Here is an 11,838-nt window from a genome sequence, read left to right as displayed (position 1 = left end):
CGCTGCTTAGTACTGCGCCGAGATGCTGAAGAACACGCGGGGGTTCTTGTTGCCCTGGGTCAGGACGTCCGAGCTCGTGGGCTTGGCCACTTCAAGCGTGGCGTACAGGTTCTTGGCCAGATTGGCGCGCATGCCCGCGCCCAGAGAAGAAACCTTGGAACGCGTCAGGGGCGCGCTTTCGCTGCGAGACCAGATGCGGCCGCCGTCCACGAAGGAGTAGACATGCGCGCCTAGCGGCAGGAAGTTGTCGGAGGAAACCGCGTAACGCAGTTCCAGCGAGGCCGCCACGCCGGAATCGGCCGACATTTCGCCATCGTCGTAGCCGCGGCCGAAGTTCGGCCCGCCCAGGGCGAACTCTTCGCTGGCCAGCAGCGGGCTGGCGCTGTACTGTCCCGCGAACGTGGCCACCAGGCTGACGCGTTCCGACAGCTGTTGCAGGCGGGTCACTTCCGCGGTGAGCTTCAGGAAATCGGGGCGGCCATTGACGCGGGACGCCAAGTCGGATCCCTCTTGCGAGGCGCCCATGATTCCCAGGCCCTGGTGCACCGTGCCACGCACAGCGGTGATGCCGTTCCAGCTATCGGTGCGGTCGTAGCTCATGCCGGCGCGCAGGACGCGCAGCCGGTCGCGCGTGAAGGGAGCGCCGGTGATGTCGGACGTGACGTTGCGTACGTCGAACGTACCGAAGGCGCGCAGGTTCTCCAGACGCGAACGGATCAGGGGATATGTGACCGTGGCGGAGTAGGCCTGCACGTCGCTGGCGACGTTCAGCGGGGCCAGTTCGCGGCCCGGTTCGCTCTTGGCGTTGCTTGCAGCCAGTCCGAAGGTCATGCCGTCGTCGGAGACCAGCATGTTGTAGTTGGCGGCTACGGCCTTGCTCCGGTAGGCGGGAAAGCCCAGCGTGCCCGTCAGCGTCAGCGTGTCGGCCCGCGCACCGAAGGAATTCAGCGAGACCTGTCCGGTCATTTCGCTCCATCCCAGGTACGGGGAAGCGCGGTTGTCCATGCCCAGGCGCGCATCCACGGCTTTGCGCTCGCTGTGCACGACCAGTACCGATCCGCCTACCTCTTTGGGCGAGGCCTCCAGTGACGCTCGCACAGTCATGCCATTCAGGTCATTGGCCAGCAGCAGTTGCCGTTCGACCTCCGCCACGTTGATCGGGCGTACGCCACGCAGGCGCTGCACCAGCTTTTCGACCGCCGCCTGGGCCGGCCCTATGTCGCCGTCGTACTTCACGTCGGCGATGTAGCCCTCGATCACCACGATGCGGAAGCGGCCGCCTTCGATGGTCTGCTCCGGCACGATGACACGGGTCGTGACATAGCCGTCATTGCGATAGAGCAGCTCGATGTCATTGGCCACCTTGAAGGCATCGGCCACGGTGATCGTCTTGCCCAACAAGCTGTCGTACATCGGACGCACGGCGTCGGCGGGGTAGTGCGTGATGCCATCGACCTGCATCTGCGTCAGGGTGAAGCTCAGCTTCTCAGCCCCCGCGGGCGCCTCCGTCGCGCTGCCTTGCTGCACCTTCACCGCCGGTGCGGAGGGGGTGCTTTCCGGCATCACGGGTTGCGGTAGCGGGCGGCCCGGCTCGGCAGCGGACGGCAAATGCAGTTGGACCGGCAGGCTTTGGGCTATGGCCGGGGCGGTGCTCAGCGCCAGGGCCAAGGCGGCGAAGCCTGTATGCAAGGGGAAAAGGAACGGGGTGAAGACGGCAGGACGGCGAGATTGGGAGGGGCGCGGCATGGGCACTCGGACGGCGATTTTCTTACATTTGGAATCAGTTGACGCTATTTGATATATTTTTCAAGACCGAGTAAACAATATTCTTTTGGGTTGTTGTTTATGTCGTTTTATTGCCGAGTGTTCGATATTCTTCACACCCTATTGGCAAGAAGCGATCCGGTTAATTCCCTCGGATTCATGGGGAGACATGTCCGCAGACCGGACCAGGGACGAGGCCGGCTGCCGCCCTCGGAGCCTCGTCAGAACGATGAAACAATTTGATGAAATGTGCGGGTAAGCCCTGACAGCTACCAAGCCTTGGCTATATCTGTTTCTAAATATTTAGTCTCAGCCACTCGGCATCGATGGTCGCCCTGACCGCCGGCGTATCCGGCAAGCTCGCGACGCCTTAATACGACAGCGTCATATTCATGAACCAGCCCTTGGCGCGGTCGCTTTCACCCCCGCCCAGGCTGGCCCGGTACTGGACGCCGAAGTCCAGATAGGAGCGCGGCGCGTTGTAGTGGTCCTCGCGGAACCAATAGCGCACGTTGAATCCCGGCCCCACCCCCAGCGACCATGAGGAATCATGGTCGGACAGGACCACGGACTGGCTGCCGTAACCAGCCAGGTCGTCGAGCTTGGCCACGCTTTTCTGCCACAGCCAGTCGGCGCCAATGACGGCATACGGAAACAGGACCAGCTTGTCGCTGATGCTGGTGGCGCGGAAGCTGCGGCCCACGCGTAGTTCGCCGGACAGGAAAGCCTGGTCGCGCTTGAGGCGGCCCGACGAGCTGCCCAGTTCCTGCTGGCGTTGGCCTTTGGAGTCCACCGAGTAGGCCGTATAGCGGGCGCTGTTGTCATCCCAGGCGTAGCCGGCCTGGGCATAACCTTCGATGGTGAGCCAGCTCGGCACGTCCACGCGCAGTTCGCGGCCCTGGTAATAGCCGTAAGTCACGTAGGACATCCAGCCGCCGGCATTGCCATTGAGTTTGTAGCGCGCCACGGCGCTCTGGTCCTGCAGATTGGGATACGCGTTGTGAAAGGCCTGCTGGGCCGCGCACTGCACGGCGCTGGATTCGGGATAGGCATAGCCTTGGCGGGTGGCGGACCCCAGGAAGAAGCGCCGTTCTATGCCGAAGGTCACGCCGGTATCGGCCAGCAGATAGCGCAGGCCCAGAGCACCGATGGTGCTGGGAATGCCGGACGCCGTACTGTTGTTGCGGAAGCGTTCTTCGTTGGAGCGTTCGTCCGGCGTGCTTTCTCCAGTGCAGGGATCCACGTTGCGGCGCGACTCATACGTGCTGCCGCTGTCGTACAGCGTGTTGGAACTGCGCGCGTAGGCCTCGAGCATGCCCCAGCGGTTGTTCAGTTGGGGCGGGCGCCAGAAGATCTCCGCGGTGCTGAAGATGACGTCGCCCGGCGTGTTGATGGCGGCTCCGCCCAGGCTGGAACTGGCCGGCCTCGCGCCGCGATAGGAAGCGGAGAAGGAGCCGCCCCATTCGCGTGACAGGGCGCCGACCGCGCTGCGCGTGTTGTAGCGCTCAAGCGGCGTCAGGCCCAGTTGGCCCGCGTCGTCCATGTCGATGGCCTGCTTGAGCGAGTCCGTGGCGGCGCGATTGTCGCCCATCGCGGATTGCGCATAGGCCTGGTCCAGGATCAGGCGGGGCGGCGCCTGGCCGGTTGCGCGCGCGGCCGCGAAGTCGGACGCCGCGCCCGCGGGCTGGCCCAGGCGCTGGCGCGCATAACCGCGTTGCGCAAGCAACTGGGCCGAGTCCGGCTGGCGGGCGATTGCGTCGCTGAGCCGGGCTTGTGCTTCAGCGACTTGCGCGGTAGTGCCTGCGGCCAGCGTGGTCGTCAGGAGTTGGGCGTAGCTCTCGTTGTCCGGCGCCTCGGCCACCGCCTGGCGGGCGAGCACGATGGCTTCCTGGTAGGCGCCTTTGTCGTAGGCTGCATAGGCGCCCGCAGCGGCGGCGCTGCCCGGAGCGGGCGCGGCCGGCGCCTGGTTTGCCGCGAGCTGGCGTTCGAACGCCTGTTGCCTGGCCTGCAGCGCGGCCTTGTTAGGCGCGCCCAGCGCCAGCGCCGTGTCGACGGCCTGGCTGGCGTCCAGATAGCGTTGCTGCGCGCCCAGCGATTCGACCCACAGCAAGGCCCATTCGCCTTGCCTGGGGACAGCGCGGAAGGCGCGCTCGGCGCCCGCGGCTGCTGCGGCGTAATCCTGGCGCGCATAGTCCGCATAGGCGCGCGCCGCTACGGGATATGCCCGTTGATATGGAGTCTGCGGCGCGGGCTTGCGAGGCGTCGCGGGTGTTTGCGCGGCGGACGTTTGCGTGGGCGTTTGCGGAGGCGGCGGGGCGGCGGGGACGGCCACGGCTGTCGGGCGTTGCAGATTGGCCTTTGCCTGGCGCAGCTCGGCCGTGTCCAATCCTGCGGCTATCGCCGCGTCCGCGGCGCGCACGGCCTCCTGCCGCTTGCCCTGTTTTTCCAGGGTGTATACCAGCAGCAACCGCAGGCGGGCCACGTCCGGCCGCAGGCGGATGGCGTTCTCCGCCATGATTTGGGCGGTTTCGTAGTGGCCCGCATCGTATTGCTTGTAGGCCTGGTCGGCTAATTGGTAGGCGTCGCCTTCAAGGGGGCGCTCGGCGGCAGCCGCGGCTTGCCCGGCAGCTTCGGGCGCCGCCGCCGCGCACAGCAGCAAGGCGGAAAAAGCCAGCGAACGGGAAATGACGGTCATGGAGAAGTGGGCCTGTGCGATAGCGGATCCGCGGGGGGCTCGGTTTGCGTCGGGGCGCCTTGCTGGAATGACAGGGCTTCGTGCAGCGTTTTCTCGTCGAGCCAGCCGTGCTCCATCAGGATTTCGCCGAGCGGCCGCTTCTCGCGCGCCTGGATCTCCAGCGCCTGTTCCAGCATCTGGTGGTCGATCGCCTGCCAGGACAGCAGCAGGTCGCCCAGGCGCTGGCGCTGCTGCGCCAATTGGTCGGTGGAAGGGAAGTCATGCATGGTCTTGTCCCAGGCCAGCCGCTTGCCGGTGACGAGGTGGACGATGAACAGGCGCCACGCCCGCGCCGCCGCCATGGCATTGATGAAGTTGCCCACGATCATGCGGGGCATGGAGAGCAGGGCATGTTCCCAGCCATACATGCGGCCGACGAAATAAGCGCGTTGCACCACGCGCAGCAACAGGGCGCCCGCGTTCAGCCACATCAGCGTCACCAGCCAGCCGCCGGGGCGGAAGTAGGAAGGGTAGTAGACCTTCCACCAGCCGAAGCGGTCAGCCAGGTAGAAGAGGAAAAAGTTGGCCAGCAGCAGATAGGCCAGTATCGCGATGAACGAAGTGAACAGGCCCTTGCGGTCGCGGAACAATAGATACTTGGTGGCCAGCGATCCCGTCCATCCCACCTGCTGCCAGCCTTGCAGGCCGATGCCCAGCGTCCAGCGGGCCTTCTGCCGGTACGCCGTGCGGAAGGTGTTGGGAAAATATTCGCGCACGCCCAGCGGCATCTTGATGGTGGAGATTTTTTCCCGCCCCAGGCCGAACCAGGAGCGGCGGCGGGTCACGTACTCGACCTCGAACTTGCCGAAGATCTGGCGCATGCCGCGCTGGGCCAGGCGCGCGCCGATGTCATAGTCTTCGGTCAAGGTATCCGTATTGAAGGGCTGGTTGTTCGTTTCTGCCGCCAGCTCCTGCAGCGCGTGGCGCGAGAAGCAGGTGCCCACGCCGGCGGACGGCACCATCTTGGACAGGCTCTCGCGCACCACCAGATCTTTGGTGTGCCATTCCGCGAACTCATCCATGTAGGTGCCGGCAACCAATTCGTGCCATTCCCGCTCAAGCGAGGTCACCGGCAACTGGATGAAGTCGATGCGCGGCAGCAGGTAGTTGTAGTACTTCAGTTCCAGCGGGTGCAGCACGTCTTCGCTGTCGTGCAGGATCACGCCCGCGAAGGGCACGGGCTGCCGGGTGTCCTGCGCAAAGATGGCCTGCACGATCCAGTTCAGGCAGTCGGCCTTGCAGGTCGGCCCGTCATGCGGGACTTCCACGCGTATCAATTGGCGGTAGCGCCGCCGCATGCGCTCCACCTCTTTGATCGTGCGCTCGTCGTTCTGGTAAGTGCCCGCGAAGATCATGTAGTTCTTGTATTCCAGCGTGGACACCATGTTCTCGAGCATGGGCGCGATCACGTCGTACTCCAGCCACGCCGGCACCATGATTGCCAGCGGCTGTTCCGGCTTGGCGCGCAGTTGCTCCGCGGTCAGCGCCGCATACTGGCGCTTGACGGTCAGCCCGCGGCGCAGTTCGCGCAGCCAGAACCAGCCATCGATGAACAAGTCGTCCAGGCTGGACAGCAGGATGATGACGCCGACCACCGCCGTCACGATCTCCAGTCCGCGGTAGTAGTCGGCGATGAGGTAGGGCCAGTAAAGCGAGGACATGGCGCCAGCGCCTCCGGGTTACTTGCTTTCCTTGTTCTTCCTGCGGGTGATGCGCAACGCGGCGATCAGGATCAGGAGCAGCACCAGCAGGCCGACGCTCAGGGCCGGCACGCTCCATGACAGATAGCGGCGCCATTCGAAGAAGGCGCTGGCGCCCGCGCCCGGAGGCTGGCCGGCCCCGGGGTTGGCGCTGTCGATCCAGGCCAACGGGCCCGCCGCGCCGATGATGGCGATGTTGCCGCGGTTCAGCACGAAGGGCGCTTGCGGGATTGCCGGGCGCTGGCCCAGCGTGTGCCACAGCAGGCCGTCCTGGCCGCCCGCCCGGACGACCTCGGCCGTGCTCAGGTTGTCCAGCCCGGAAACGTCCAGCCAGGGCGCGCTCTTGCCGTCCACGGTCAGTTGCTTGCGATCCGTAACCTTGACGAGTGGCTTGGCGCCGTCCAGCGCCACTTCCATCGCCACGAAAGGCCCGCCGGGCTTGGCCGCCTGGCCTGCCGGCGTCAGCGACAGCGTCGCGCGCGTGGCCGACAGCCCGCTGGCCGCGGCGATCCCGATCACGCGCTGGATGCTGGCCGGCGCATCCGCCAGATAGGTGTCGGGGACGAGCAGTTGGGGGCTGCCGGCAAGCAGCGGCAACAGCCCCACGAAGGTGCCGTCCGGCTGCGCGCGGCCAGGCTTCACGTAGCTCGTGGGCAGCACGTTGACGGGATAGCCCTGCGGGATTTCGTTGCAGTCCACCGATACCGGCTGGCGCTGGAAGGTGACGCGCACCGCGTTGGTCGAGCCCAGGACGTAGCCGGGCACGCGCGCCGTCACGCGCTCGGGATGGCCGTCCGCGTCCATCTGCTTGGCGGCCAGCAGGATGCCGTTCCAGAACACCGAGGCGACGGGCCGGGTGGCGGAGGCGCCGGGCGCGGCGGCCAGGTCCATGACCAGCTCGTCGGGCATGCTGCCGTCCGCGGAGACGGCGGCCAGCGGAAATGTCGCGTTCCAGTCGCCGCGCGCGACGACGTCGAAGCTGGCGGATGATCCCCCCAGCGTCGTCAGGCGCATGCCGTCCTGGCCAAGCGACTGCGGCGGTTCGGCCGCCTTGACCTGCGCCTGACGGGTGACGAGGATGCGGCGCCAGGCGGTGTCGAAGGCGCCCGCGCCCTGTGCGCCGGCGTCGGCGGCGACCGCGATCACCGCCTGCCGGCCCAGCGGCGACAGGCGGATTTCCTTGGGCTGCAGGTCCTGGCCGGCCAAAGGCATGCGCCGCTGGCGCCATGCCTTGAAGGCCTCGGCAGCATCGGCGTCCTGCGCCAACTGAGCCTGCAAGGCGTCCAGCGCCTCGTTGTACCGGGCGCGCAGCGCGGCATCCGCGATGACCACGTCGCCGCTGACGGCGGGCGCGCCCATGACCAGCAACGCGCCGATCTCGGCGGGGCTGGCCAGTTTGTGCTTGTCATTGCCCACCAGGGCCGCAAATGCGGGCACCTGGCCGAGTCCGTTCGGGGCCTGCAGGCCCCGCGTGTCGATCTCGTCTCCCACCGAGGGGAAGGCCCGCACCGTGACGCGCTTGCCGCTGCGTTCGAGCGCCACGCCCATGCGCCAGGCGCTGTCGAACGCCTGTTGGTCGAGCTTTGTGCCCGCCACCATCAGCACGGCTTTGCCCGGCAGTATGCTCCAGGCCTCGTCCAGGCTGCCGATGGACGAGGGCGCGTAGCGATAGCTCAGGCGCGTCCGCGGCGAAACCATCAAGGCGTTTGCCGTGGCGCGGTTGCTCTCGCACTGGCGCTGCGCAACCTCCGATTGCCAGTCCACGGCCAGGCGCACGAAGCCGGTGTCGCGCACGCGCGGTTCCACGTTGAGCTTGCGCGTGGCGGAACCTTCGCCGTCGGCGACGCGTTGCGCGGTCTGGGGCACGCCGTCCACCCACAGCACCATGCTGGCGCGGCCTGGCTCGCCCTTGATGTACCGCGCATCGAAGTCCAGCGTGGCGTCGGCTATCGGCACGCCGCGGGGCACGGGCAGGTAGAACTCCTGGCGCGCATCGCTGTCGCTCAGCACCACGGGCTCGCGGATGCCCAGGTCTTCCAGGCTGGTGTCTCGCGTGACCCAATCGTCGCCCCCCAAGCGCCGCAAGGCATCGCCCGCAGGACTGGCCAGCGCTCCCAGCGGGAGCAGCAACCCCGCGGCGATCAAGGCGCGGCGCAGGGTGCGGGTTGCGTGCAAATGCGGGGCTTTGGGCATGAGGGCTCCGGAGATGGGATACGTAGGGCGGCCATTAACGGGCCGCGGCCGGTCCTGGCAATGAAAATTCGGATACCGCACGGCCGCAGAGCGCATCCACGATGCGCTGGCTGGCGTGGCCGTCGCCATACGGATTGATACGGCGGGAGAACGAGGCATGGAGATCCGGGTTGTCGAGCAGCCGGTTCACTTCCGCGAGGATGCGCCCGGTATCCGTGCCCACCAGCGTTACAGTGCCGGCTTGCACGGCTTCCGGGCGCTCCGTGACGTCGCGCATCACCAGCACTGGCTTGCCCAGGTAGGGCGCTTCTTCCTGTACGCCGCCGGAGTCGGTCAGGATCAGATAGGCGCGTTGCATGAACCAGACGAAGTCCAGGTAATCCAGCGGGGCTATCAGGTGCACGCGCGACAAGCCATCCAGCTGCGTCATCACCACGTTGCGCACCTGTGGATTCAAGTGCACGGGATAGACGATCTGCAGATCCTCGCGCCGCGCCAGTTCTGCCAGGGCGGCGCAGATGTTGCGGAAACCGTCGCCGAAGCTCTCGCGCCGGTGCCCGGTGACCAGCAGCAGCCGGCGCTGCGGATCCAGCCAGCCGTAACGCGCCGCCAGCTGCTGTGCAAGCGCGCCTTCCGGAGCGAGCTTGGCGCACGTCATGGCCAGCGCGTCGATCACGGTATTGCCGGTGACCGTGATGCGGCCCGCCAGGTTTTCACGCAGCAGGTTGCCGCGCGATTGCGCCGTGGGCGCGAACAGCCAGTCGCCCACCGCATCGACCACGCGGCGGTTCATTTCCTCGGGGAAGGGCTTGGCCAGGTCGCCGGTGCGCAGGCCTGCTTCGACGTGGCCGATGCGCGCGCGGCGATGGAACGAGGCCAGCGCGCAGGCCGATGCGGTGCTGGTGTCGCCATGGACGAGCACGCAGTCGGGCTGTTCCGCTTCCAGCACGCTGTCCACCCGGCTGATCAAGCGCGCGTACAGGCCGTTGAGCGTCTGGTTGGGCACCATGATGTCCAGGTCATGCTGCGCCCGCAGATCGAACAGCGCCATTACCTGGTCCAGCATCTCGCGATGCTGGCCCGTCACGCAGACGACACTCTGGATCTGGGGCTCGCCTTGCAGGGCGGACACCAGCGGCGCCATCTTGATTGCTTCGGGACGGGTCCCGAATATCGAAAGGACTTTCATCACAAGAGCGGGCCCCCTACGCCGGTGGCATTTTCTTGCGTAGATTATGGATTGAAAGTTTTCGTAATATGTGACAGTTTATTTCATTGGGGGCAGATTAGGACGGAATTTAGGGACAAACTGTTGCTGTCGCGCGATGTCCGGGATTATTTGCCCAGCGTCAGGCCTCCATCGATGGTGACGACGGAACCTGTCATGAACAGGAACGGCGGCTTGGTCAGCGCAATGATGGATGCCGCGATTTCCTGGGTGGTGGCAAGGCGATTCATGGGGTGCATGGCCGCCAGCCGCGCCTCGTCCAGTTCCCCGGCATCGATGGAATGCTGGATCAACGGCGTCTTGACGTAGCCGGGCGCGACCGCGATGACGCGGATGCCGTCCTCGGCCCATTCGTTGGCGAGCGAGCGCGTCAGCGTCGCCACGCCGGCTTTCGATACCGCGTAATGGGCGCGGCCTTTCATCATGACCATGCCGGCGACCGAAGCGATGTTGACGATGACGCCGCCGCGGGCACGCAGGCCGGGGTACAGGGCGTGCGCACAATGGAAGGTGCCGTTGAGGTTCACCGCCAGGACCTGGGCCCATTCCGCCGGGTCCTTGTCCGCGACGGGGGCGCGGCCGCCAGCTATCCCGGCGGCGTTGATCAGCAGATCGACGCCGTCCAGCTGCGCGGCTGCGCGGGCAACGCTGGCGTAGTCGGAAACATCGACGGCCACGCCGCCGTCCGCGGCGCTCCGATCCCACACGATGACCCGCCACCCCTCGGCGCGCAGTTGCCGCGCGCATTCCTGGCCGATGCCGCTGGCGCCGCCCGTGATGACCGCGGTTCTTGCTTGCGTATTCGCATTCATGTCTGACTCCCTATGCAGGTTGGATCGATTTCAGGTGCTGGACGCAGCGACCTGCGCGCCTCGCGCGGCGCCCCGGTTGCGCACGCACAGTATTGCCAGGCCAGCGCTTGCCAGCGTCGCCAGCGCGAACACCTGGGCCGCGAGTTCCCATTCGCCTCCACTGGCCTGCATGACGGCGCCCGTCAGGGTCGGGCCAAAGAAGCCTCCGAGCGAGCCTATGGTCGTAACGAGCGCAAGAGGGCCGGCGCTGGCGCCGATGTAGTTCTGCACGGCGGCATTGAGGGGGCCGTAGTACGCGATGGTGTAGCCCGTGATGACCGACACCACGGCCAGGAATGCCGCCAGTGATACCGTTGCCGCGCCGTGCAGCATCAGGAATCCGCCAGCGCCCACCAGGCAGACGACGGCCAGGTGCCAGCGGATGTCGCCCGTGCGTTCGCTGCTGCGCCCGATGACGTAGCTGAACACCAGCGCCACCACGTTGGGAATCATCAGCAGCGTGCCGATTTCCAGGGGCGTGATGCCGTACAACTGCTTGAGAATGGTGGGAAGGAAGTACGCCAGGGCGAAGGTTGCGGCGTAGGCCGCCAGCAGTATCAGCAGGATGCCCCATAGCATCGGCTGGCGGAAGACCGCGAATCCGCGCGTCCAGGACGCGGCCGGGGCGGCCGCGCGGGCGGGAGCCTCATGCTCCATGACCGCAAGCAAGCCCTGGCGCTGCTCATCGCTGAGCCATCGCGCCTCGCGCGGGGTGCCGGGCAGGTAGCGCAGGATCAGCAGGCCCAGCAGCATGGTCGGCAGGCCTTCGATGAGAAACAGCCAGCGCCAGCCTGGCATGCCGAATTCGATTTTGAGCAGCATGCCCGCCAGCGGACCGCCGAAGATCATCGCCAGCGGCAGCGCCATGATGAAGATCGAGTTGATCCGGCTGCGATAGCGCGGCGGTATCCAGGATGCAATATAGAAATTGACGGCGGGAATGAAGCCGCCCTCCGTCACCCCTAGCAGGAAGCGCAGCACGTAGAACGATTTCTCGCCATGCAGCGCCGCCATCAGGCAGGAAACCAGGCCCCAGGCGAGGAACATGAACGCCAGCCAGCGCCTGACGCCGAAGCGTTGCAGCGCCAGATTGGCCGGCACGCATACGCTGGCGTAGCCGATAAAGAACAGCCCCGCGCCGAATCCATAGGCCGCCAGGGAAATGCCCAGGTCGACGCCCATCTGCAATTGCGCGTAGCTGATGTTGGTTCGGTCCAGGAAGTTGAGCAGATATCCTGCGAACAGCAGGGGCAGGACGCGGTGGCGAAAGCCGGCGACAGCCCGTTCGGCGTTCGCCAGATCTTCATTGCGGATCATGGTTGGTCTCCAGTCGTCCACCTTCGTGGCGGATCTCGCTAGGCTTGGATT

At 66.2% G+C, this 11,838-nt stretch carries 7 protein-coding genes; all 7 read right to left on the bottom strand.

Going from position 1 to position 11,838, the window contains the following annotated elements:
* Positions 1-6 precede the first annotated feature (6 nt).
* Positions 7-1,746: a ShlB/FhaC/HecB family hemolysin secretion/activation protein gene (locus CEY08_RS01705; protein ID WP_167380348.1), complete on the bottom strand. Its 1,740-nt coding sequence runs from the start codon at positions 1,744-1,746 to the stop codon at positions 7-9.
* Between the two features lie 388 nt (positions 1,747-2,134).
* Positions 2,135-4,459, bottom strand: a complete 2,325-nt coding sequence (locus CEY08_RS01700) for an NfrA family protein (RefSeq protein WP_076815718.1) — start codon at positions 4,457-4,459, stop codon at positions 2,135-2,137.
* Entirely contained in the window at positions 4,456-6,159 is a 1,704-nt protein-coding gene (locus tag CEY08_RS01695; protein ID WP_088607569.1) for a glycosyl transferase family protein, read from the bottom strand. The genes CEY08_RS01700 and CEY08_RS01695 overlap by 4 nt, the downstream gene beginning before the upstream one ends.
* A gap of 18 nt (positions 6,160-6,177) precedes the next feature.
* Positions 6,178-8,391: a cellulose biosynthesis cyclic di-GMP-binding regulatory protein BcsB gene (locus CEY08_RS01690; protein WP_088607568.1), complete on the bottom strand. Its 2,214-nt coding sequence runs from the start codon at positions 8,389-8,391 to the stop codon at positions 6,178-6,180.
* A gap of 34 nt (positions 8,392-8,425) precedes the next feature.
* The gene (wecB, locus tag CEY08_RS01685; RefSeq protein ID WP_042792497.1) at positions 8,426-9,580 is read right to left on the bottom strand and encodes a non-hydrolyzing UDP-N-acetylglucosamine 2-epimerase; all 1,155 of its coding nucleotides are present in this window, start codon (positions 9,578-9,580) and stop codon (positions 8,426-8,428) included.
* 146 nt (positions 9,581-9,726) lie between these two features.
* A complete protein-coding gene (locus CEY08_RS01680) occupies positions 9,727-10,431 on the bottom strand; it encodes an SDR family NAD(P)-dependent oxidoreductase (protein WP_063641794.1) in 705 nt (234 codons plus the stop codon).
* Positions 10,432-10,461: 30 nt separating this feature from the next.
* Positions 10,462-11,787, bottom strand: a complete 1,326-nt coding sequence (locus CEY08_RS01675) for an MFS transporter (protein ID WP_076815716.1) — start codon at positions 11,785-11,787, stop codon at positions 10,462-10,464.
* Positions 11,788-11,838: the final 51 nt, after the last annotated feature.

It is taken from the genome of Achromobacter insolitus (assembly GCF_002209555.1).
Lineage (GTDB): Bacteria > Pseudomonadota > Gammaproteobacteria > Burkholderiales > Burkholderiaceae_B > Achromobacter > Achromobacter insolitus.
Note: the sequence above shows the minus strand (reverse complement) of the source record. Positions and strands in the feature narration are given on the sequence as shown.

Excerpts from the sequence above, each read along its gene's own strand:
- CEY08_RS01705 (WP_167380348.1), bottom strand. The coding sequence starts at position 1,746 with ATGCCGCGCCCCTCCCAATCTCGCCGTCCTGCCGTCTTCACCCCGTTC.
- CEY08_RS01700 (WP_076815718.1), bottom strand. The coding sequence starts at position 4,459 with ATGACCGTCATTTCCCGTTCGCTGGCTTTTTCCGCCTTGCTGCTGTGC.
- CEY08_RS01695 (WP_088607569.1), bottom strand. The coding sequence starts at position 6,159 with ATGTCCTCGCTTTACTGGCCCTACCTCATCGCCGACTACTACCGCGGA.
- CEY08_RS01690 (WP_088607568.1), bottom strand. The coding sequence starts at position 8,391 with ATGCCCAAAGCCCCGCATTTGCACGCAACCCGCACCCTGCGCCGCGCC.
- wecB (WP_042792497.1), bottom strand. The coding sequence starts at position 9,580 with ATGAAAGTCCTTTCGATATTCGGGACCCGTCCCGAAGCAATCAAGATG.
- CEY08_RS01680 (WP_063641794.1), bottom strand. The coding sequence starts at position 10,431 with ATGAATGCGAATACGCAAGCAAGAACCGCGGTCATCACGGGCGGCGCC.
- CEY08_RS01675 (WP_076815716.1), bottom strand. The coding sequence starts at position 11,787 with ATGATCCGCAATGAAGATCTGGCGAACGCCGAACGGGCTGTCGCCGGC.